This window comes from Streptomyces xiaopingdaonensis (assembly GCF_000262345.1).
GTDB lineage: Bacteria > Actinomycetota > Actinomycetes > Streptomycetales > Streptomycetaceae > Streptomyces > Streptomyces xiaopingdaonensis.
In genome coordinates this window covers 1-22,538 of sequence record NZ_AJTQ01000139.1, presented here as the reverse complement: position 1 = coordinate 22,538, position 22,538 = coordinate 1, and the positions used below count along the sequence as shown (strand labels likewise).

The 22,538-nt window shown below is 72.3% G+C and carries 20 protein-coding genes; 16 read left to right on the top strand and 4 right to left on the bottom strand.

Annotated elements, in window-relative coordinates; genetic code table 11:
• Positions 1-14: 14 nt before the first annotated feature.
• From UWG_RS0111220 to UWG_RS0111210, 3 genes are all read right to left on the bottom strand, one after another.
• On the bottom strand, positions 15-701 hold the full coding sequence (locus UWG_RS0111220; protein ID WP_016907304.1) for a response regulator: 687 nt from the start codon (positions 699-701) through the stop codon (positions 15-17).
• Positions 698-2,419 carry a sensor histidine kinase gene (locus UWG_RS0111215; RefSeq protein ID WP_016907303.1) on the bottom strand — a complete coding sequence of 574 codons (1,722 nt, stop codon included), beginning with the start codon at positions 2,417-2,419 and terminating at the stop codon, positions 698-700. The genes UWG_RS0111220 and UWG_RS0111215 overlap by 4 nt, the downstream gene beginning before the upstream one ends.
• Before the next feature lie 100 nt (positions 2,420-2,519).
• Complete coding sequence (locus UWG_RS0111210; protein ID WP_016907302.1) at positions 2,520-2,711, bottom strand: hypothetical protein; 192 nt, start codon at positions 2,709-2,711, stop codon at positions 2,520-2,522.
• Positions 2,712-3,164: 453 nt separating this feature from the next.
• Between UWG_RS0111210 and UWG_RS33370 the strand changes: the two genes are divergently transcribed.
• From UWG_RS33370 to UWG_RS0111175, 6 genes are all read left to right on the top strand, one after another.
• Positions 3,165-3,335 (top strand): hypothetical protein, encoded by a 171-nt coding sequence (locus UWG_RS33370; protein WP_016907300.1) that lies wholly within the window; start codon positions 3,165-3,167, stop codon positions 3,333-3,335.
• Between the two features lie 470 nt (positions 3,336-3,805).
• Positions 3,806-4,087: a hypothetical protein gene (locus UWG_RS0111195; RefSeq protein ID WP_033196079.1), complete on the top strand. Its 282-nt coding sequence runs from the start codon at positions 3,806-3,808 to the stop codon at positions 4,085-4,087.
• 75 nt (positions 4,088-4,162) lie between these two features.
• Positions 4,163-6,019, top strand: a complete 1,857-nt coding sequence (locus UWG_RS0111190) for an alpha/beta fold hydrolase (RefSeq protein ID WP_016907298.1) — start codon at positions 4,163-4,165, stop codon at positions 6,017-6,019.
• Positions 6,016-6,567, top strand: a complete 552-nt coding sequence (locus UWG_RS0111185; RefSeq protein ID WP_016907297.1) for a hypothetical protein — start codon at positions 6,016-6,018, stop codon at positions 6,565-6,567. Before UWG_RS0111190 ends, UWG_RS0111185 begins: the two co-directional genes overlap by 4 nt.
• Positions 6,564-7,625: a methyltransferase gene (locus tag UWG_RS0111180; protein WP_016907296.1), complete on the top strand. Its 1,062-nt coding sequence runs from the start codon at positions 6,564-6,566 to the stop codon at positions 7,623-7,625. Before UWG_RS0111185 ends, UWG_RS0111180 begins: the two co-directional genes overlap by 4 nt.
• Before the next feature lie 218 nt (positions 7,626-7,843).
• On the top strand, positions 7,844-8,665 hold the full coding sequence (locus UWG_RS0111175; protein WP_016907295.1) for an alpha/beta fold hydrolase: 822 nt from the start codon (positions 7,844-7,846) through the stop codon (positions 8,663-8,665).
• 254 nt (positions 8,666-8,919) lie between these two features.
• Here the strand turns inward: UWG_RS0111175 and UWG_RS0111170 are convergent, their stop codons facing one another.
• The gene (locus tag UWG_RS0111170; protein WP_016907294.1) at positions 8,920-10,281 is read right to left on the bottom strand and encodes an NAD-dependent succinate-semialdehyde dehydrogenase; all 1,362 of its coding nucleotides are present in this window, start codon (positions 10,279-10,281) and stop codon (positions 8,920-8,922) included.
• Positions 10,282-10,425: 144 nt separating this feature from the next.
• On the opposite strand from UWG_RS0111170, the gene UWG_RS0111165 reads away from it, so the two are divergent.
• The 10 genes from UWG_RS0111165 (at position 10,426) to UWG_RS0111120 (ending at position 22,499) form a co-directional block, all read left to right on the top strand.
• Positions 10,426-11,580 (top strand): aromatic ring-hydroxylating oxygenase subunit alpha, encoded by a 1,155-nt coding sequence (locus UWG_RS0111165; RefSeq protein ID WP_033196087.1) that lies wholly within the window; start codon positions 10,426-10,428, stop codon positions 11,578-11,580.
• A 38-nt stretch (positions 11,581-11,618) separates the two neighbouring features.
• The gene (gene kce / locus UWG_RS0111160) at positions 11,619-12,548 is read left to right on the top strand and encodes a 3,5-dioxohexanoate:acetyl-CoA acetone transferase (protein ID WP_016907292.1); all 930 of its coding nucleotides are present in this window, start codon (positions 11,619-11,621) and stop codon (positions 12,546-12,548) included.
• Positions 12,535-13,533: a 3-hydroxyacyl-CoA dehydrogenase NAD-binding domain-containing protein gene (locus UWG_RS0111155; RefSeq protein ID WP_016907291.1), complete on the top strand. Its 999-nt coding sequence runs from the start codon at positions 12,535-12,537 to the stop codon at positions 13,531-13,533. The genes kce and UWG_RS0111155 overlap by 14 nt, the downstream gene beginning before the upstream one ends.
• Positions 13,534-13,649: 116 nt before the next feature.
• A complete protein-coding gene (locus UWG_RS0111150) occupies positions 13,650-14,618 on the top strand; it encodes a PDR/VanB family oxidoreductase (protein WP_016907290.1) in 969 nt (322 codons plus the stop codon).
• Positions 14,619-14,724: 106 nt separating this feature from the next.
• Entirely contained in the window at positions 14,725-15,306 is a 582-nt protein-coding gene (locus UWG_RS0111145) for a TetR/AcrR family transcriptional regulator (protein WP_016907289.1), read from the top strand.
• Positions 15,307-15,917: 611 nt separating this feature from the next.
• Entirely contained in the window at positions 15,918-17,126 is a 1,209-nt protein-coding gene (locus tag UWG_RS0111140) for a radical SAM/SPASM domain-containing protein (RefSeq protein ID WP_016907288.1), read from the top strand.
• 8 nt (positions 17,127-17,134) lie between these two features.
• A complete protein-coding gene (locus UWG_RS31700) occupies positions 17,135-19,240 on the top strand; it encodes a DegT/DnrJ/EryC1/StrS family aminotransferase (protein ID WP_016907287.1) in 2,106 nt (701 codons plus the stop codon).
• The gene (locus UWG_RS0111130; protein ID WP_016907286.1) at positions 19,237-20,454 is read left to right on the top strand and encodes an aldehyde dehydrogenase family protein; all 1,218 of its coding nucleotides are present in this window, start codon (positions 19,237-19,239) and stop codon (positions 20,452-20,454) included. Before UWG_RS31700 ends, UWG_RS0111130 begins: the two co-directional genes overlap by 4 nt.
• On the top strand, positions 20,451-21,593 hold the full coding sequence (locus tag UWG_RS0111125; protein WP_016907285.1) for a phenylacetate--CoA ligase family protein: 1,143 nt from the start codon (positions 20,451-20,453) through the stop codon (positions 21,591-21,593). Before UWG_RS0111130 ends, UWG_RS0111125 begins: the two co-directional genes overlap by 4 nt.
• Positions 21,594-21,644: 51 nt before the next feature.
• Positions 21,645-22,499 carry a phytanoyl-CoA dioxygenase family protein gene (locus tag UWG_RS0111120; protein ID WP_033196085.1) on the top strand — a complete coding sequence of 285 codons (855 nt, stop codon included), beginning with the start codon at positions 21,645-21,647 and terminating at the stop codon, positions 22,497-22,499.
• Positions 22,500-22,538: the final 39 nt, after the last annotated feature.

Here is a 22,538-nt window from a genome sequence, read left to right as displayed (position 1 = left end):
TCGGGCAGAGTCCCTCAGGACAGCAGGCCCGTCCGGTACGCCAGTACCGCCGCCTGCACCCGGCTGTCGGTGCCCGTCTTCTCCAGGATGGCGCTGACGTGGGTCTTGACGGTGCCGACGCCGATGCCGAGGCGCTGCCCGATGTCGACGTTGGCGAGCCCGCCGCCCAGCAGCGTGAGCACGTCGCGCTCCCGGCCGGTGAGCTCGGCGAGTTGCTGCCCGGGGGCGGCGCTGCGCGGCGGGCCCGCCGCGTCCGAACCGCCGCTCAGCATCCGCTCGATGACGGTTCCCGTGACGCCGGGGGAGAGGACGGCGTCCCCTGCGGCGGCGGAGCGCACCGCGCTGATCAGCTCCTGCGGGCCTTCGTCCTTGAGGAGGAAGCCGGTGGCGCCGGAGCGGAGGGCGCGCGTCACGTTCTCCTCGTCGCCGAAGGTGGTGAGCATGACCACCTGGGGGCGGGGTTGCAGGGCGAGGAGCGGGTCGATCGTGGCGAGCCCGTCGAGCACGGGCATCCGTATGTCGATGAGTGCGACGTCGGGCTCTGCCTCGGTGGCGAGCCGCACGGCCTCCTCGCCGTCGCTCGCCTCGCCGACCACCTCGATCCCCTCCGCATGGCGGAGGATCAGGCGGACGCCGTGCCGGATCATCGCCTCGTCGTCGGCGAGCAGGACACGGATCGGACGGTCGGGCTGCACGGTCACGGGGACTCCCAGGATGGCGTCTGCGACGCCACCGGCACGTTGAAGCGGTCGATCGCGGTCAACTCGTCGCCGCGGAAGCAGTATCGGGTGATCCTGAGCTGACCCGGGCCCTCATGGGCGTCGAAGGGAGCGTACTTCATGGGCCCCATCCCTGCGCCCACGCTCAGCGGCAGGAAGTCCTCGCTCGGCACCATCGGGTAGATGCACTCCGTCGCGGACGCGGGGCGGGCCGGCTCGTGTCCCGTCGCTGCCGCCCGCACCCCTATGTCGTCGAAGAGGGACGACTCCAACTCCGCACGGTGCATGCCGATCCGGGGCTCGACCTCCTCGGCGACGTGGGGGTCCCGGTTCGCCTCGCTCACGAGGAAGAGGCCGAAGAGGATCATCACGCTGACGCCCGTGAGGCCGAGCAGCCCGGTGAGCGCTCCGACGACGCGGCGCTGGACACGCGAGGGCACGCGCTCGGTGCCGGGCCCGGCCGGTTCCGGCCGCGCGTCCCCGGCGCCCGCGGTGCCGGTGTGCGGGTCCGGCTGCGCGGGGATGTGCGCGGTCACCGCGAACCCGCCCGCCGGCGTCGGCCCCGACTCCAACTCGCCGCCGAGCAGCGAGACCCGCTCCCGCAGCCCGACGAGGCCGCGCCCCGAGCCCTCCTGGGCCGAACCCCGGAGCGGTGGGCGCCCGTTGCGCACGCGCACCTCCACCCGGTCGTCGGTGTGCGTGACGCCGATGGTGACGTGGGCGCCGGCCGCGTGCCTGTGCACGTTGGTCAGGGACTCGCGGACCACCCGGTGCACGGCGCGGCGCACCTGGGCCGGGCGGTCGTCGAGGTCGGCGCCCTCCCAGGTGAGTTCGACGGGTATGCCGCCGCTCCGCGACTCCTCGGCGAGCGCCTCGATGTCGGACCTGGTGCCCGTCGTGTCGGTGAGCGCGCCGGTACCGGTGTCCCGGCCCAACGGGCCCAGGACGCCGAGGACTTCGCGCAGCTCCTGCATCGCGTCGCCGGTGGCCCGGCGCACCAGGGCCGCCTCGTCGCGCATCTCGGCCGACTCGTCGCGGAGCGCCATCTCCAGGCCGCCCGCGTGCAGGGAGATGAGACTGAGCCGGTGGCCGACGAGGTCGTGCATCTCGGCGGCGATCCGCGACCGCTCCTGCATCCGCGACTCGCTCTCGGCGAGCCGGCGGGCCTCCTCGGCGGCGGCGGCGCGTTCCCTGAGCGCCGGCATCAGCCGGTCCTGCTGTCCCACCGAGGTGCCGACGAGCCCCGGTACGAGCAGCGCCGTTGCGGCGAGGACGGCGCCGACGGCCGGCCCGGAGACCTGGCCCTCGGAGCCGGCGAACGCGGCGAGGGCGGTGCTCGTCAGGAGGACGAGGACGGTCGAGGCGAGCAGCAGGGCCGTGCGGCGCCGTGGCGCCGTGAGTTGCCTCGTGGCGGTGTACGCGGTGACCGCGGCAGGCAGTCCGGCGGCGGGCTGCGCGCCCGCGAGCGCCGCGATGCCGAGGAGGCTCACGACGGGGTAGCGGCGGCGGACGGCGAAGAGGCCGAGCACGGGGACGGAGAGGAGGTACTGGCTCAGCGGGGGCTGCTCGTCCGGACTGCTGACGACGACCTGGCCGAGGGAGATCAGCAGCACGCCGCCGGCGACTTCGGCGAGCGCGCGCCACACGCCGCGGCCCTGTTCGCCGGGTGCGGTGAACGGGCTTCGGGAGAGACGGGGCATCGGTCAATTGTCGGTGGTCGCTGCGGAGTACGGCTGCGACCTGGGGAGGAGACGGTGCTCTGTCGGAAGCCGGAGGGCTTCGGCCGACGCTGCTCGGAGTTCAGCGCTCCCGCTCGGACTCCAGCGCCTCGGCGATCTCCTCGTCCGCCAACGCGAGCGCGGCGTCGGCCCGGACGTACCAGACCTCACGCCGGGCCGCGGCCAGCCCCTCCCACGGGTGCCGTTCGGCACTGAACCCGAGGGTGGCGTACAGCGCCCTCGCGTACCGCTCGCGGCGTTCCTGGTTGCTCACGGAGTCCTCCTGGCCTCGGTGTCGGGCCGGGCGGTGAGTCCCCAACGGAATCCCGGGCCGTCACGGAGGGATGATCCCTTACGGGACAGCCGGTGATCGGCGCGGGGGCGACCGTCCTGCCCTTCCTCGGTGCCGCCGCCCGCATCGACGTCCTCGCCCACGACGAAGCAGCCGGTCGCCTCGACCCGACGGCCGAGCTCGCGCGGCTCGGTGCCGATCCGTCCGGCCGTCACCGTCGAAGTCGCTGCCGGGACCGACGAGGCCGAGGTCCGGGAGCGCCCACCGCGCGTGCTACGGCGCCAACTTGCTCTCGGCGCTCGTCGAGGTGACCACCCCGACGAGTCCTGAGGAAGGCGTGCGCACGGCACTCCGCCGGACGACCCACCCCGAAGGGTCGTCGATCCGCCCACAGGATGACGTCGACGGAAAAGACGGACGCTAGGCTCGTCGACCATGAGCACAGGAAGGGACCGAGAACCACGCCTCGACGCCGCCGAGGCGAACGACGCGATCCGGCGCTTCGTCGCCGGGCGCACCGTGTGGACGGCGGCGGACCTGGTCGAGCTGGACCGGCTCCGCACCGAGTGGCGTGCGGCCCGCCGCGGCTGCACCGCTGCCGCGTAGACAGGGGCCGACTCCTGTGCGCCCAGGGCCGGAACGACGCCGGCTCCGTCTCGCGGAAGCCGGTGAACGCGGCTCGTGGGGACCCGCTTACCCGTAGCTGCCGCGCCCGCGGGGCGGGAGGCGGTGGTTTTCCGTCCCGGGGCCTCCTCCAACACCCCTTCGACGTAAGGAAGTTGCCGCCCGGAAGGAGAGCCGGACCCCTCCGCGGGCACGCAACGACAGTCGCCACGACCCCGAAACGGGTCGCGGGTGCGTCGTCGCGCGCAAGACTGCGCGCGCCACAGCGTTACGCAAGGTAAAGAATCGGAAAAAAACCATCACGATTCGTGCGTCCACGGGGCCGGTACCCGCATCGCTGTCGCTGTAGAAAATTACTCAGCACGTCGTTCGCCTTTCGTCCGCACTGGGATGAACCGGCGCATGACGAGCACGTCATGGTCTGACCGACGAGAAGAGGAAGGTACTCAGCGATGGCTGTGTCACGGACCACACGGATCGCCGACTGGGCCCAGCACCACGCGGAGTTCGGCGAGCGACACGTACCCCGCAGCGAGGAGCCCCTGCCGGTGCTGCTCACCCCCGCCATTGTCTTCGCCGGCGTGACGGCCGCCCAGACGGCCGCGCAGGTCGGCCTCACGGCGGCTGCCGGCGCACTCGGCTACGACGACCACGGGTCGACCGTCCCCAGCACCGCGCTGGACACCGGCCGTTCGGTCGGGGACACCCTCGCTCACCACCCGCAGAGGTTCTGAGCGCCCGTCTCGAAACCGGTGCTCCGGCGAGCGCGCGCTCGCCGGAGCACCGCACCCGTCATCGGAGGATTGTCCGTGGACAACACACGACGCGACGACATCGACGCGGTCTTCCGCAAGGTCGAGCGGTTCACCTCGGTCGGCGCGACGATCAGCGCCCTGGAGCAGCTCGCGTCGTCCTCGCTGCACGCCGACGACGACCTGCTGAGCTGGCCGGTGCTCAAGCTGCACGCGCCGCAGTGGTGGCGCAGCGCCGGCGAAGATCGGCTGGACGCCCTCTTCGGCTACCCGAACGTCCTCTCCCTGCCGCGGACCCGGATGCTCGCCGGCCTCGGACTGCTCCTGCCGGGCACCACCCGCGCGCAGCGCGGCGCACTCGCGGCCACCATGTGCGGCACGGCGTACGGCATGCAGACGCAGATGCGGTACGGCCTCGACGGGTCCGACCACATGGCCTTCCTCAACTTCGCCGGCTCGGCGCTGGAGAAGCTCTTCCCCGACAACGCCCGCGCCCGCGAAGCGGTGGTCGTCTTCCTCGCCGCGCAGGCATGCCTGTCGTACTTCACCTCGGGCGCCGCGAAACTCGCCTCGCCCGTCTGGCGCGACGGCACCGCGATACCTGGGATCTTCCGCACGGCCACCTACGGCGACCGGTTCTTCTACGAGCTCGTACGCGACCGTCCCTGGCTCGCCAAGACCGTCGCCTGGTCGACGATCGCCGGCGAACTCGCCTTCCCCCTCGCCCTGGTGACGCCCAAGCCGGTCGCCCGCGGCCTCCTCGCGACGGGAGCGGCCTTCCATCTGGGGAACGCGAAGTTCATGGGGCTGAACCGCTTCGTCTGGTCGTTCTGCGCCACCTACCCCGCCGTCGCCCACGTCTCCAGGGCGCTGGGGCCACGGAAGGAGTCCCCCGCCAAGAAGCCGCTCGCCGGGGCGACTCGGCGCGGCGGCTCGGCGCGTACGGCGCCGCGGGCGGCGAGCCTGCTGGTCGGGGCCGGCGCGGCTGCCGTGGCGGGTGCGGCAGTGTACCGGCGCGTGCGGAGCGGGCGCGTACGCGCGGCCGCCGTGCCCGGCGAACTCGTCACCGTGGGAGGCCGGGAGGTCCACGCGGTGGCGCGGACGGGTGGCTCGGGTCCCACCGTCGTCTTCGAGAACGGCATGGCCTGCCCCGCCACCGGGTGGAGCTGGGTGTGGGAGGGGATGGAGCCCGACACCCGTTACGTCGCCTACGACCGGCCCGGCACCGGCTGGAGTGCGCCCGCGAAGGGGCCGCAGGACGCCGAGCGGGCCAGCGCCGGCCTGCGGGAGCTGCTGGCGCGGCTCGGCGCCGAGCCCCCGTACGTCCTCGTCGGGCAGTCCGTCGGCGGATTGCTCATCCGGAGCTTCGCGCGCCGGCACCCCGAACTCGTCGGCGGGCTCGTCTTCGTCGACGCGAGCCACCCCGACCAACTCGCCCGCTCCGCAGGCCAGCGGCGTACGCTCCCCTGGCTCCGCCAGCGGATGACGTCCACCTGGCTCCGCGCCGAACTCGGCATGCTGCCCGAGCCGCAGCGGCTCGGCCCGTTCTCCTCCCTGCCCGCACCGCTCGCCGCGCAGACCGTGGAGCGGATGAAGGCACCGGCGAGTTGGCGGGCCGCGCGGCGCGAGATGAGCCAGTGGCCGCGCTCCTGGTCGGCGGACGCGGCGAAGCTGACCGACGCCGGGGGACGCCCTGTCGCGGTGTTGACGGCGAGCGGCACCGTGGAGCGCGACCCGGTCCACGCCGACCTCCAGGCCGAACTCGCGGCGCTCTCCCACGAGTCGCGGCACGACCTGGTGCCGGGCGCGACGCACGAGAGCCTCGTCATGGACCCGCAGCACGCACCGCACGTCGCCGACGCCATCGCCTGGACCAGGAAGCGCGCGGCGGTCGAGGAAGGGAGTCTTCGATGAGGCGGCACAGCGGAGCCTCACTCGCAGCGGAGGCCGCCCTGTACGGGCTGCTCGGCACCTGGTTCGCGCTCACCGTCGGCCAGCAGTTCAAGAAGCGGCCCCGGTTTCTCGAGCGCGTCGACCCCGGCAACGTCACGCTGCCCGTCTCGACGTTCTTCGCCCCGCGGCCCGGCACCACGGACACCCACCTGCTCGTCCGCGACGAGCTGCTGGACGGCAGCACCACGGAGTGGGCCGAGTACCCCGTCTCCCAGGACCGGTCGCTGCGCCAGATGGTCTGGCACCCCAACAGGCGCAGGGAGAAGGCGCTCTGCGACGTGCAGAACGACCTCGCCTTCCTGGTGCGCCAGGACAAGGGCCCCGAGCACATCCACATGACCGTCCCGTACCTCGCACTGCTCAACTTCGTCAGCCACCGCTGCCCGCATGCACCCGACTCCCGGCGCGTGCAGTTCCTCCTCGTCGCCTCGGGCGGTCACGACGAGACGGAGGAGCCCGACGTCCTCTTCGCGTCCGACTTCCACACTCTCGACACGGAGGGCCGATGACCACTTCGGAAGAGCAGGCGCGTGCGGAGGCCGACGCGGCGTGGCTGCGGACGACCGCGATGTCGGGCTTCCTGCTGAGCCAGATCGCCGGGACCCTGGCGCGCGTGGGAGCCGTCGACGCGCTCGGCGAGCGGTCCCGCACCGCCGAGGAGGTGGCGCGCGACACCGGCACCCACGCGCCGTCGCTGCGCCGGTTGTTGCGCGCCGGCCGCGTGCTCGGACTCGTCACCACCGGCGAAGGCGGGCGGTTCGCGCTGACCCCGTTCGGCGCCGAGTTCCGCAGGGGCGCCCCCGCCAGGCTCGCCGCCGACCTCTACGGCACTCCCGCCCTCTGGGACGCCTTCGGCGCGCTTGAGGACGCTGTGCGCACGGGCACCTCGGCCTTCGAGAAGCGGCACGGCACCGGCTTCTACGAGTCCTTCGCGGCGGACGAGACGCTGGGGGAGCGGTTCACCGCCGCGATGGCGTTGGCCACCGCCGCCCAGGCCCCCGCGGTCGCCGGCAGTTGCGACTGGGGCAGGTTCGCGCACGTCGTCGACGTCGGCGGGGGCGACGGCACGCTGCTGGCGGCGATCCTCGCCGCCCATCCGGCGCTGCACGGCACGCTGTACGACCGCCCCGAGGCGCTGCGCCCGGCGCCGGACACGCTCAAGTCCGCGGGCGTCGCCGGCCGTTGCGCCCTGAGCGAGGGCGACTTCCTCGCCTCGGTCCCGGCCGGCGGGGACGCGTACCTGCTGCGCAACATCTTGCACGGGCTCGACGACGCCTCCTGCGTCCGCGTCCTCGACCTCTGCCGCGGTGCCGCCGGGCCCGACGGCACCGTGCTGGTGGCCACCCTGCTGCTGCCGCACGAGGGAGAGACCGTCGAGGCGGCGGGCGTGCTGCACACGACGCTGAGCGACATCGAGACGCTCACGCTGACGTCCGGCAGGGAGCGGACCCTGACGGAGTACGAGGAGCTGCTGGGCAGGGCGGGGCTGAGGTGCCAGGGGGTCACCGAGCTGGCGGGCCTGCCCTGCCACGCGGTACTGGAGGCCGTACCGGACGACGGGGCGTGAGGGCGGAGCGGCTCGTCGGCCGGCGCCCGCCCAACGGCCCTGCGACGGCAGGTCGTCGAGCGGCACGGTGTCGGCAGCTCGCACGGTGCGGTCTCGGCGCCCTCGGGCCGCGTGCGGTGTCGCGCCTCCCGGAAGCGAGGCGTGGCACCGCCCTTTGACCGGCCACGCCCGGAGGGACGAAGCTCTCCTCACGAGCCAGCGACAGCCAGGAGTCCCCCATGGCCGGCCACACCGACGGAGCCGAGGTCCCCGCCCGTACCGCACGCATCGGCGACCTCGACGTCACGTGGTCCGAGCGCGGACGCGACGGGGCACCCGTGGTCTTCCTCCACGGTCTGGCCGAGGACCGCCACACCTGGTCGTACCAGCAGAACGCCCTGCAGGACCTGCACACCTACGCCTACGACCTGCGAGGCCACGGAGACACCACGGCAGGCGGGGCCGACGGGACGCTCTCCCAACTCGGCGGCGACCTGATCGGTTTCCTCGACGCGGTGACGGGCCCCGCGACCTGCGTCGGATTCTCGCTCGGAGGCACCGCCGTCCTCAGGGCGGCCGCCCACAGGCCGGACCTCCTGCCGCACCCGGTCGTCTTCGGTACCTCCACCGTGGTCGGTCGCGCCGCCGCGGCGTTCTACGAGCAGCGGCAGGCCACCGCGGAGTCGGGTGACCGCGCGGCGATCGAGGACGCGCTCCGCGAGGACTCGGCGGGTGCGCTCGTCCGGCGTGCCGATCTGCTGGAGAGGGTCGTCGCGAGCAGGATGAAGGCCGTCGGCGGATCCGAGGGCTACCTCAACGGTCTGCGGGCCATGCGGGCGCTGCGGGAGGAGCCGCTCACGCCCCTGCTGGAGAAGGTCACCGCCCATGTGGACGTCGCCGGCGGCGAGTTCGACTCGTTCTGCCCCCGGAAGGCCGCCGACATCATCCTCGCGAACCTGCCCGACGCCACCTACCACGAGGTGCCGGGCGTCGGACACCTGATGAACGCGGACGACCCCGCCGCGGTGACGACCGTGCTCCGCACGATCCTCGCACGCTGACCCGAGTCACCGTCCTCTTCGCCCGGTCCGCGCCCCGCGCGTGGTTTCACGCTGCTCTCTCCGCGGGCGACGAAGACACTCCGAGCGCCACTTCCGGACCGCCTGCGGGTTCCGGCAGCCGGTGGCCGGGACTTCCCATCCCGGCCACCGGAAAGCTCCGGCCGAGAGCGGCAGCCGCCCCCGATCGGGCAACCCGCTCGTTGGATGCCGCCGTCGAGGCACCGGCCGGAAGCGGAACCGACCGGCACCCCGCTTCACGCGGAGCGGATCATCTTCTTGTTGACGAACTCGTTGAACGCCAGGTGACCGAGCTCGCGTCCGGTGCCCGAGCGCTTCACGCCGCCGAACGGCAGCTCGGCTCCTTCCGCACCGACCTCGTTGACGAAGACCATCCCGGCCTCCAGGCGATCGGCGACCCGCACGGCCTGCTCCCGATCCGGGGTGAAGACGTACGAACCGAGCCCGAACGGCGTGTCGTTGGCGACGGCGACCGCCTCCTCCTCGTCCCGCACCCGGTACAGGACGGCGACCGGGCCGAAGAACTCCTCGTGGTGGGCCGGGTTCCCGGGCGCCAGGTCGGTGAGCACCACCGGTGGGAAGAACGTGCCCCGTCGCTGTGCCTTCCGGTGGACGGTGGCTCCGTGCGCGACGGCGCTCCTGACCTGGTCCTCCAGCCGGTCCGCGGCCTCGGTCGAGGAGAGCGGCCCCAACACCGTGGCGGGCTCGGTGGGATCAGCGGGTTCGACGGCCGTGAACTCCCGGACGAACCGCTCGGCGAACTCGTCGTACAGGTCGTCGACGACGATGATCCGCTTGGCGGCGTTGCACGCCTGGCCCGCGTTGTCCAACCGTGCGGCGACGGCCTGTCCGACCACCGCGTCCAGATCGTCGGAGGCGAGGAGCAGGAACGGGTCCGAGCCACCGAGCTCCAACACGACCTTCTTCAGGTGCCGGCCCGCGAGTTCGGCCACCGCCCGCCCGGCGCGCTCGGAGCCGGTGAGGGAGACCCCGGCTGTGCGCGGGTCGGCGATCAGGCGCGCCGCCTGGTCGTTCGAGGCGTAGATGTTGGTGTAGGCGCCGGCCGGGAAGCCGGCGTCGGCGAAGAGCTGTTCCAGGAAGGCGGCGGACTGCGGGCACTGCGGAGCGTGCTTGAGCAGGATCGTGTTGCCGATGGCGAGGTTGGGGGCCGCGAACCGGGCGACCTGGTAGGCGGGGTAGTTCCACGGCATGATCCCCAGCAGGACGCCCAGCGGAGCGCTGCGCACCAGGGCCTCGCCCGCGGGGAGCGGGATCTCCTGGTCGGCCAGGCAGGACGGTGCCGACTCGGCGGTGTAGCGGTAGATGTCGGCGCAGAAGTCCACTTCACCGAGCGCCTCTCCGACGGGTTTGCCCATCTCGCGCACGATGATGTCGGCGAACTCCCGCCGGCGCTCCGCGTGCAGTTCGCCCACGCGCGCGACGAGCGCCGACCGCTGCTCCACCGTGTTCTCGCGTGCCCAGGAGGACTGCGCCGCGCGTGAGGCGTCGAGGGCGCGCTCCAGCGCCTCGTCGGTGATCGTCGGAACCTCCTGGACCAGCTCGTCGGTCGCGGGGTTCGTCACGGCGTACCGGCTCATGCTCCTCCTCGGATGCGCACTTGGGCGGTGGAAGCCTCATGCTGGCACAGATTGAACAGTTGTCCAGCCTGCCTGGTCGAGATCGCTGGACGATCGTTCACCGAGATATTGAACGGTCGTCCAGTTCAGTCTATGGTCGCTGTCATGACTGATGTCACCGCAGACCAGGTCACGGCGATAGCCGCTGGCTACGACGAAGATCCCGCCAATTCCATGTCCCTGCGTGCCGACGCCTACACCGAACCGAAGTGGCACGCGGTCGATCAACAGGCCATCTTCGCCCGCACCTGGCAGTGGATCTGCCACGTCGAGAAGCTCGCCCAGCCCGGCAGCTACGTCGCCGCGACGGTCGCCGGCATGCCCGTGGCCGTCGTCCGCGACCGGCGGGGAGAGCTGCGGGCCTTCTACAACGTCTGCAAGCACCGGGCACACGAGCTGCTGTCGGGCTCGGGGACGACGCGCACCATCGTCTGCCCGTACCACGCCTGGACGTACGACCTGGGCGGCTCCCTGGTGGGCGCCCGGCAGACGGACCGGATGGAGACGTTCGACAGGACGGAGATCTGCCTCGACCGGGTCCAGGTCGAGGAGTTCTGCGGCTTCGTCTACGTCAACCTCGACCCGACGGCCGCGCCGCTGGCGAAGCAGGCCCCCGACCTCGCCGCCGACATCACCCGGCGGGCACCCGACATCGCCGGCCTCACGCACGCGAAACGGCTGCACTACGAGGTCGAGACCAACTGGAAGAACGTCATCGACAACTTCCTCGAGTGCTACCACTGCCATGTCGCGCACAAGGAGTTCGTCTCCCTCGTCGACATGGACACCTACGACGTGAAGACGCACGGCATCTGGTCGAGCCACTTCGCGGACGCGGGCACCTCGGAGAACACCGCGTACGACGTCTCCGACGCGACGGTCACCGAGCACGCGGTGTGGTGGCTGTGGCCCAACACCTGCCTGCTCCGCTACCCGGGGCGGGGCAACTTCATGGTCTTCCAGGTCTGGCCGGACGGCCCGGGACGCACCCTGGAGACCTGGGACTTCTTCCTGGAGAGCACCGAACTCAACGAGGCGGAAGAGCAGTCGGTGCAGTACATCGACGAGGTGCTCCAAGTACAGGACATCGACCTGGTCGAGAGCGTGCAGCGGGGGATGGGCACGCCCGCCTTCAACCAGGGCCGGATCGTCTACGACCCCGAGAGGGCGCCGGGGCTCTCCGAGCACGGCGTGCACCACTTCCACGGCCTCGTCCTGGACGCCTACCGCGCCCTGGCCCGCGACCGGAACCCGTCCTGACCAGGAGATCCGTCCGACCCGTACGGAGGTGCGTCCGCATGCCCGAGCCAGTCATCATCACGTGCGCCCCCACCGGAGGCATCCACACCCCGACGATGTCACCCCACCTGCCGATCACCCCCGAGGAGATCGCGCAGGCGTCCGTCGAGGCCGCCGAGGCAGGCGCGGCCGTCATCCACCTGCACGCCCGCGACCCGGAGACGGGGAAGCCCGACCCCCGACCCGAGCTCTTCCAGGAGTTCCTGCCGCAGATCTCCGCCAGGTCCGACGCGGTCGTCAACGTCTCGACCGGTGGCGGCCTGGGCATGTCGCGCGAGGACCGGCTCCGCGCCGCCGTCGCGGTCTCGCCCGAGATGGCGTCGCTCAACGTCGGGTCGCTCAACTTCGGGATCTTCCCGATGCTGGAGAAGCACGAGCGGTGGCAGCACGCCTGGAAGCCCGAATTCCTGGAGTCCACCCGGGACCTGGTCTTCAAGAACACCTTCGCCGACCTCGAGTACATCGTGCAGGAGCTGGGCGGGGAGCACGGCACGAGGTTCGAGTTCGAGTGCTACGACCTGGGGCACCTCTACAACCTCGCCTGGCTCGTCGACCAGGGCTGGCTCGAACCTCCCTTCTTCGTGCAGATGGTCTTCGGCGTGCTGGGCGGCGTCGGCGCCGACCTGGACAACCTCGTCCACATGCACACGGTCGCCGAGAAGCTCTTCGGGGACGACTACGAGTGGTCGGTACTGGCTGCCGGCCGCCACCAGATGCCGTTCGCGACGCAGGCGGCCATGCTCGGCGGCAACCTCCGGGTCGGTATGGAGGACAGCCTCTTCATCGGCCCGGGCCAACTCGCCGCCTCCAACGCCGACCAGGTCGCGAAGATCCGCACGATCGTCGAATCCCTCGGGCGCTCGGTCGCCACCCCGGCCGATGCCCGTCGCCGACTCGGCCTGAAGGGAGCTGACCGTGTCGCCTTTTGAGCAGCCGGACCAACGCGCCGACGAGAGCGGCGGCTTCGCGCGCGTCGCGAGCCTCGGCGCCGGCGTGATCGGCCGGAGCTGGACCGCGCTCTTCCTCGCCGCCGGGAAATCCGTGGCCGTCCACGACCCCGACCCGCAGGCCGAGACGAGGGTGCGGCAGGCGGTCGAGGCCGCCTGGCCCGTCCTCACGCAGCTCGGGCTCACCGAGCACGGCGACCCGGAGAACGTGCACTTCTGCGCCGACCCGCGCGCTGCCGTCGACGGAGCGGACTTCGTCCAGGAGAGCGTCCCCGAGCGAATCGCCCTCAAGCACGGCCTCTACGCGGCGATCGAGCCCGCCCTCGGCGCCGACGCCGTGGTGGCCTCGTCGGCCTCGGGCCTGACGCTGACGGAGATGCAGGAAGGCTGGCGGGACCCGGGGCACTTCGTGCTCGGCCACCCGTTCAACCCGCCGCACCTCATCCCCCTGGTCGAAGTGATGGGCAACGACAGGACCGCCGGGGGAGCGGTGGACCGCGCCCGTGCCTTCTACGCCTCGGTCGGCAAGGTGACGATCGAGGTCAGGCGCGAGGTCCCGGGCCACGTCGCCAACCGGCTGCAGGCGGCGCTGTGGCGCGAGGCCATCCACCTCGTCAACGAAGGCGTGGCGAGCGTCGAGGACGTCGACACGGCGGTCTCCGCGGGGCCGGGCCTGCGCTGGGCGACGATGGGCCCGACGCAGCTCTTCCACCTGGGAGCCGGCGAGGGAGGGCTCGCCGCCTTCTGCGAGCGCTACGCCGACAGCTTCAACCGCTGGTTCGACGACCTGGGCCGCCCGCACCTCGACGAGACGACGTCGCAGCGGCTCGTCGACGGCCTCGGCTCGGTCAGTGAGAAGCACTCGGTCGACGAACTCGCCCACCGCCGCGACGCCTTGCTCACGGAGCTGATCGCCGTAGCCCGAAGGCAGGCCACCGGACGGGGCACGGAGCCTCGCCGTCACTGAGCCCCGCGGCCGCGCGTGACCGGCCACGAGCACAGCGGGAGCACGGTCGCCGCGACCGATCCGGATCGGTCGCGGCGACCGTGCCATCCGCTCCGTCAAGAAGGAGAGACACCGCCATGTCCCTTGCGAACGACAGCGGTTCGCTGAAGCTGAGGCTGGTGCGTCGGACACCGGTCGCGAACGGCGTCGTGCTGCTGGCCTTCGCAGCGGCCGACGGTGCCGAACTGGCCCGCTGGGACCCGGGCGCCCACCTCGACCTGCGCCTGCCCTCCGGACTCCGCCGGCAGTACTCGCTCTGCGGCGACCCGGCCGACCGCACCACCTACACCGTCTGCGTCCTCCGCGAGGAGGCCGGCCGCGGCGGCTCCGCGGAGGTGCACGACCGGCTGGACGTCGGCACCGAGATCGAAAGCTCCGGCCCCCGCAACCACTTCCCCCTGGTCGAGGCGCCCGACTACGTGCTGCTCGCCGGCGGCATCGGCATCACTCCGCTCAAGGCCATGGCCGAGGAACTGCAACGCCGCGGGGCCTCTTGGCGACTCGTCTACGGAGGCAGGGACCTGCGGTCCATGGCCTTCGCCGAGCAGCTCGCCGCCGCGCACCCCGCCCGGGTGACCCTCGTGCCCCAGGACGAGGCAGGGGTCCCGGACGTGGCAGGGATCGTCGCGACGCTCTCCCCCGAGGCACGCCTGTACTGCTGCGGCCCTCCGCCGATGCTCGCCGCGGCCACCGAGGAGTGCGCCCGCGCCGGCGTCGGCGACCGGCTCCACGTGGAGCGGTTCGCCGCCGCCGAGGGCACGCCGGAGACGGGCGCCGACTCCGCCTTCGAGGTGGAACTGCGGGACACCGGCGTCACGTTGACCGTTCCCGCGGACCAGAGCCTCCTCGAGGCGGTACGGGCCGTACGGCCGACCATCGACTCCTCCTGCCAGGAGGGGTACTGCGGCACGTGCGAGACCCGCGTCCTTGAGGGGCGGCCGGAACACCGCGGAACTCTCCTGACCCCCGAGGAGCACGACGCAGAAGGCACGATGCTGATCTGCGTCGGGCGGTCGCGCAGCGCGAAGTTGGTCCTCGACCTGTGAGCACGCCCCGCTGAGCACGCCGCCGAGCGCCGGGGTCCGCGGAGGAGCACACCCCGCGCCCGTCCGGCCCTCCCCGCGAGGAACAGCCGCCCGATACCATCGGCGGGTGAGCGACACGGTGGCAGAACCCGAGAAGAAGGTCGGCAGGCAGGAGCGCATCCTCGACGCCACCCTCACCCTCCTGTCCCGGCACGGCATTTCGGGCGTCAGCATGCGTGCCGTCGCCCGGCAGGCCGGAGTCGCTCTCGGGCTCGTCAACTACCACTACGACGACAAGACCACCCTCATCAGCGCGGCCCTGCGCCGCATCGAGGAGCAGGACGTGGCCTTGGTCGAGCCGGACCCGTCGAAGAGCCCCGAGGAGAACCTCCGCTCCGCCCTCCGCCGCATCGCCGACGCCGAGTTCCTGACGACGGAGTACCTCTCCCTCCGCCTCCAACTGTGGGCGCTCGCACAGGCGCACGCGGACTTCGGTGAGATCAACACGGCCGCCCAGAAGCGCTACCGGAAGGCGCTCACCGCGCTCATCCGTGCGGCCCGCCCCGATCTCTCCGGCGCCGAGGCGGGGAGACGCGCCACCGACATCGACATCGTCCAGAACGGCCTGTGGCTCACCGCCCTCCTCGGCATCGACCGCGCTTCGATCCGACGGAGCGTGCGGCACTGCGAGGAGATCGCCTTTCAGTGACGTGGTGACGTGGTGACGTGGTCCGGCCGGTCTCCGCTCAGCCGTCGCGAGGGCTGCGACGCCGGAAGCCGGTGGCCGTCCCCGCGAAGACTTCCCGCGCTTCAGCGGCTTCCTCCACGAGGCGGCCGACCGGTCGTGGTCGTTCCGGGTCCACTCGCCGCCCGAGCGCGCGGAGTACGGCTCGAAGTCGCGGTCCCTCAGCCAGCGGTCGTAGGTGAGGCCGCGCTCCAGGAGCAGTGCGGCGGTGGACTCGCCCGGTTCCCGTCACAGGGCGGCGCTCCCGGCCGGGTGGCCTCCCCGCAGCATCGCGGCACACCGGGCGGGTCGCGAGCCCGCTTCACCTGCACCGGGTGCGTGTCGGACGCACGGGCACGAACGGCCTGGCTGTCGCTGGTCGGCCGACTCGGCCCGAAGGCTGCTCCGGTCGCGGCTGCGGGAGGTCTTGAGCGCGCGGCCCCGTACCGGCAGACTTCGCCACCGTAGAGATCCGTTCGGTGAACGACCCGCTGTGCGACAGCGTCCCGGCCGCGGGGCCGCCGGGTGACCGTTCGGGCCGTCGCAGGCGCGCCACTCGACCCAGAGAGCACCACCGAATCTTTCTGGAGGCACACGTGGACAGGCAGGAACAGCACAGCGACATCACGGCACTGGCCGCACCGCGCAACCGCGAAGGGCTCCCCGTCGTCAGCCTCGACCAGGCGCACTCCCCGCAGAAGGTGCTCGCCCACGGCGACATGGTGCGCGCCTTCGCCGAAGGGCGTGAGGTCAAGCCGATCCACATGCGGATCGGCATCATGGGCGCCTGCAACATGCGCTGCAATTTCTGCAACTTCCACTCCAAGAACGAGGAGCAGTTCTACGACCTGTTCTCGTTCAAGGACCTCATCCCGACGCCGAAGGCGATCCGGCTGATGCGCGAGTTCGCTGCGAACGAGGGGCGCGCCGTGACCTTCTGCGGCAGCGGGGAGTGCACCATCCACCCCGGATACGCAGAGATCAGCCGAGCCGGGCACGAGGCCGGCCTGCGCCTCGGCGTCATCACCAACGGTTCGCGCCTGGGGCGGCCCGACATCGCCGCCGCGGTGGCCGCCACCCACACCTGGGTCCGCATCGGTCTCAACGCGGGCACGGAGGCCACGTTCAACGCCATCACCCGGGACCGCGAACAGACCTTCACCTCCTTCCTCGACACGGTCGGCCGGCTCCGCGGCGAGGCCACGGACCCCGACTTCCGGATCGGCTTCAACTACGTCATCACCGAGCAGAACCACGAGGAGATCCTCGACGCGGCCCGCATCGCCCGCTCCGCCGGCGCGCACTACGTCCGCTTCGAGCCCGAGTTCTACAGCGCCCTCGGCCACGACACCATCGACGCGGTGCTGCCGCGCATCTCCGCATTACTCACCGAGGCCGAGGGGCTCGGCACGGACGGCTTCGAGGTGTCGGTACCCAAGCTGGACCGCGGCCCGATGGACCAAGTCGAGGAAGTCGAGGGCGACTTCGAGCAGTGCCATTACAGCCGGTTCGTCACCGCGGTCGGCGCCGACGGCAACCTCTACCCGTGCCCGCAGGTGCACCTCAACAGCCGTTACCGCATAGGCAACGTCCTGGAGGAGGGCTACGCCGAAGTGCTGGACGGCGGTCCGCGCGCCGAATGGGAGGCGTCCAACCCGCGCCGCACCGACCTGTGCAAGTCATGCTTCTACCGGCCGCAGAACGAGCTGCTGGAACTCCTCAAGCAAGGCCGTATCCACCTGGGGGAGGCCCTCGACGCCTACGCCGTGGAAGTGCCCCGCACCCTCCACGCCGACTTCGTCTGAGCCGGGCGATGCAGACACGGCGCCTCGAGCGGCTCCTGGCCACCCCACCCGCCTTACGCCGCACACCACAGGACACCGACCCGGCCGCCTGGTCCGGACGGCTCCGCGACGTCGTGGAACGGCTCGCCAGGATCGACCGCGAGCCGACCACGCTCACCGCCGCACCCGCCGCGGAGTCCGGCGGACTGTGGCGCCAGGAGATCACCTTCCGGTCGCCCGGACGTGGCCCCTTCGCCGCGACGCTGCTGGCACCGCCCGGCGACGCCCCGCGGCCCACGGTGCTCGTGTGCGGGGGCAGGAACGCGGGGTTGGGCAAGCTCACCGGCGCGGAGCGCCCCGACCACCCCGACCGCAACGTCGCGGAGCTGCTCTCCCACGAGGGCCTCACCACCTTGACGCTGTCCTACGGCGTCGACGGCGGCCTCAGCACACCCGGCCGCGCCGGCCGGGACGAAGCCTCCCTGCTGGCCCACGCCTTCGCGGTCACGGGACGCTCGCTGCTCGGTGCCCTGACCTCCGACGCACTCGGCGCCCTGGAGGCGATCCGCTCCCACCCTCGTGTCGACGGGCAGCGCCTCGCCGTGTTCGGACACAGCCTGGGCGCGGCCGTCGCCCTGCACACGGCGCTGCTGGCCCCTCGGCCGCTGCCGCTGTGCACCGCCAGTCACCTGGGGAGCTACGCCGTCCTGTACGCCCGCCTCCTCACCGGGCACGAAGGGGCCGTGCTCCCCGGCATCCTGGAGTACGCCGACCTCCCCGACCTCTACGGGGCCGCCGGCCCGGCACCCCTGCACGTGCAGTACGGAACCGCCGACCCCTACCTGGAGGCGGACGACGCCAAAGCCGCCGCCGCCCTGATCGAAACCTCCCGCGCCGGGTACGGAGAGCCCGCCGAGATCCGCGAACTGCCCATGGGGCACGGCTCCCACGTTCCGAAGGCGGCACGGTTCCTCACCCGTGCTCTCTCCCGGCCGCCCGTGCCGCCCGCCGGTCTGCCGGCCCAGCGCCTCTCCTTCGACGCCGAGGAACGCCGGGCCGTCCTCGACCGCGTCGACTCCGCCCTCGCCACCGGCGTTCTCAGCCAGGGACCGCACACCGGGGACTTCGAGGAGCTGACCCGGACCTGGACGGGCACGCCCGGCGCTGCGGTCTCCTCGGGGGCCGCGGCCCTGGAGATCGCGCTGCGCATCATCGACGTCCGCGGACGCACGGTCCTCGTCCCCGTCAACACCTTCTTCGCCACGGCCGCCGCGGTCGTCCGGGCCGGGGGCGACGTCCGCTTCGTCGACATCGAACTCGACGGTCTGGGCCTCGACCCGGGGGACCTGCGCACGGCATTGGACACGCACCCCGACACGGCCGCCGTCGTCCCCGTGCACATCGGCGGACTGGTGTCGCCCGCGCTGGACGACACGCTGCGCCTGTGCCGCGAGCGCGGTGTGCCCGTCGTCGAGGACGCGGCACACGCCTTCGGCTCGCGTCTGGGCGACCGACCAGCCGGCGCTTTCGGCCGCTTCGGCGCCTTCTCCTTCTTCGCCACCAAGCCCGCCACCTCGGGCGAGGGGGGACTCCTCACCGCGCCGGACGACGAGGACCTGGAGCGGGTGCGGCGTTGGCGCGACCACGGCAAGAGCGCGCACGGCTCCACGCTGCACGACCGGCCCGGAAGCAACTGGCGGATCAGCGAACTGCACGCGGCCGTCGGCACCGTGGACGTGCTCCGCTTCGCCGACACCCTGCGGGACAGGCAGGCCGCCGCCGTACGCTACGACGAACTCCTCGGCGACCTGCCGGGGTTGCGCGTCCAACCCGTGCCCGGCACCTGTACGAGCAACTACTACAAGTACCTCGCCCACCTCGACGACCCCCGCCGGCGCACCCCGCTGAGACGAGCCCTGCGCCAACGCCACGGGGTGTCCCTGGCCGGCGAGGTCTACGGGGAACTCCTCTGCGACCACCCGTACTTCGCCGACCGGACCCCGCACAAGGCCGCCGGGGAATTCCCCCGCGCACGGTGGTTCGCCGACCACCACATCGCGCTGCCCCTCTACCCGTCCCTGACCCCGGCCGAGCAGGCGCGGATCGCCGACGCGCTCCGTGCCGAACTGCCATGACGACCGCGGTGCCCGCCTTCCGCCGGGGTGCATGGCACGCCTCGCCCGACACCGCACCGCTTCCCGGACCGGGCCGCCCGACCCTGGCGCTGGTTCCGCCCGTCGTCGCCCACTCCGACCACGCGTGGTGGCGGGGCCGGCGGCCTTCCCCGGCTCCGCCACCGGCCGAACGGCGCGCCGTCGTCCGAGCGGCGCTGCGGCTCTTCCGGTCGGGGACCGTGACGGTCGGCACGGGAACGCAGAGCGCCTCCGCGTTCCGCGCCGCTCTGTGGGCGCACGCCGGGCTGCCCGAGGCGCTGACCGACCGATGGAGCCGCATGCTCTGCGAGTCGGCGTCCGCCCGCTCCGTTGCCGGCGCCGACGACGCACTGGCCTTCGTTGCCCTGCCCGGAAACACCTTCACCTGCCTGGACGCCGTCGTCGAACAGATCGAGCGGAGCGGAGCCGTCTGGCTGCGCCCCTCACGCCGCGAACCCTGGTCGGCGGCCCGGCTGGTGGCCGCGCTGCTCGAGGCGGGCTGGCCCCCGGACCGCATCGGCCTCTACCCAGGCGAACGACGCCTGCTGGCCGCGCTGGTGCGGCGCACCGACCGGCAGGTCGTCTTCGGCGGGCAGGACCTCGCCCGGTCCCTGTCCGACCGGCCCGGCCTCACCGTGCACGGGGCGGGGCGGGGCTGCGCGCTGGTCCCCGAAGGCGTGAGCGCCGAAGCGGCCGCCGACTGGTTGGCGCCACTGGTCGCCGCCGACGCCGGACGCTTCTGCAGCAACGTCCGCACGGTGCTGTGCGAAGGCGAGGCCGAACCCCTCGCACGCGTACTGGCCGCACGCCTGGACGCGCTGCGCACCAGCCGAGAGGAACGGCGCTTCCCGCTCGCCGCGTTCCGTGTACCCGGCGCCGCCGAGCGGGCCGCCGGCACCGTCACGGACCGAATCCGTCCCGGCGACCGCCTCCTGACGGAGCGCCCTACGACGGAACCCGCGGTGGACGGGGGCGGTTACGCCTTGCCCCGGCTGGTGCTGGCCGACACGGCCGGCACACCGGAACGCTTCCATCCGCTCATCGGCCACGAAGTGCCCTACCCGTCCGTCACCGTGCTGCGCGTCACGGATGCCGCACTGCGCTCCGCCGTCGGCGCGCAGTCCCTGTTCGTTCACCGGTACCCCGAGAGCGCGGCGACCTCGGCGCCCGGCCCACCACCCCAGGGGGACAGATGACGGAACCGACGACCGCCCACCCAGCCGTCGGACCCGGCACACTCACCGCTCGCCTGCGCCGGCGGGTACCGGAACTCGGCGTCGCCCTCGACGAGTGGACGCGCCGCATGATGCGCTGGCACTTCGACCCCGCGACGGGCTCCCCGTTCTGGGTCGCCCGGCGCGACCGGCTCGGCTTCGACCCCGTCCACGACCTCACGGGCTTCGCCGACCTGCACCGCTTCGGCCTCTTCGACAAAGAGGAACTGCGCGGCGCCCGCGTCGCCGACCTGCGTCCCCGGGGCTACCGCGACCGGCCCTTCCGCGTCTTCGAGACCGGCGGGACGACGGGACGGCCGTGCCGCATCGTCAACGTCACCCGACTCGATTACGACGTGGAGATCTACCGCACCGTGCTGGAGGAACGCGGCCTCGCGGGCGGCGACATCCTCGCGATGACGCCGAGCGGCCCGCATGCCTACGGGCACTTCGTGGAGGCGCTCGCCGACAGTTGGCGCGGTGCCGTCCACGCCATCGACTTCGACCCCCGCTGGGTCAAGTCCGTCGTCCGCTCCGGCGACGACGCCGACGCCTACACGGGGCACCTGATCGACCAGGCCCTCCCGCTGCTCGAAGAACGCCCCGCGCTCCTCTTCACCACGTCGAGGCTGCTCCTCGAACTCGCCGTACGGCTGCCCCGCCCGCTCCACTCCTACGGCGTGCAAGCGGTGTGCACCGGCGGCATCAGCTGCACACCGGCGGAGGCGGCGTTCCTCCGGGAGGAGTACCTCAACGGCGTGCAGTGGATCGACACTTACGGCAACACCCTGGTCGGGCACGCGCTCCAGGCAGACCCGATGCCGGACGGGCCCCGGCTGCCCGAAGGAGCCGACCGCTCCTACCATCTGCCCCCGCCCTTCGCGGTGCTCACCGTGGTCGAACCGGACGACCCCTGGCGCGAGGTGCCGTACGGCGCACGGGGCCGCATCCGTACCACGACGCTCCTGGAAGACCTGTTCCTGCCCAACCTGCTGGAACGCGACAGCGCCGTGCGGGTCGGCCCGCACCCGTGGTTCCCCTGGGACGGCGTGGCACTGGTCCGCTCCTTCGACGGCAGCACGGAAGAGACGGGCCACGACGCCGCCGAGGGCGTCTACTGATCTCTCCGTGGCCACGAGTCACGGCCCGACCCCTGGAGTCCGGTGAAACGCGTGCACCTGTCGTCGAACAACGTCCCCGTTCCCTTCTCCTCCGAGCTGTTCGCCCCCTTGACGCCCAGCGCCGGCCACCTGGGCGATCCAGCAGCCCTGCGCGCACGGCTGCACCGCGACGGCTACCTCTACCTGCCCGGGCTGCTCCCGCGCGCCGACGTACTGCGGCTGCGCGGGCGGTACTTCTCGCTCTTTCCGCCGGGCTACCTCGCGCCGGGTACCCGCCCCGAGGACGGCGTGTTCTCCGGCAGCGTCCCGTCGGACCTGCCGCCCCACGGCGTGGCCGAGCACCCCGCGTACGCCTTCGTCCGCTCGGACCGGTTCAGCGCCTTCGTCACCGACCCCGGACTGGCCGGGTTGGCCCGGGACCTGCTGGGCGGCACGGTCGAACTGTTACGGCGGCGCATCCTGCGCCACTTCCACCGCGGTTCGGCCCTCGCCTCCCGAGCGCACGTCGACCGCGACTACATGGACCGCGGCACCGAGCGGACCCTGACATTCTGGATACCGGTCGGCGACTGCCCGCTCGCCGCGGGCCCGCTGATCTACCTGGAGGGGTCGCACCGACTGCCGAGGCGGCAGTACCAGGGGCTGCGGACCGTCACCGACCGGCCGGAGGACCGACGGCCCATCAGCCACGACCTCGAACTCACCGGACGCACGCTGGGAAGGCGGTGGTTGTGGGCCGACTTCGCCGCTGGGGACGTGGTCGTCCACACGCCGAACATCATCCACGCGTCCCTGGACACGACAACCGACACCATGCGGATGTCGGTGGACATACGCTTCGTCCGCAAGGGCGATGCGCAGGACCCCCGTTGGTCACGACCCTGGTCGGCGGACGACGGCGCCTAGGTGTGTTGTCCCGGCACGTTGGTGACAGGGCGGTTTGCA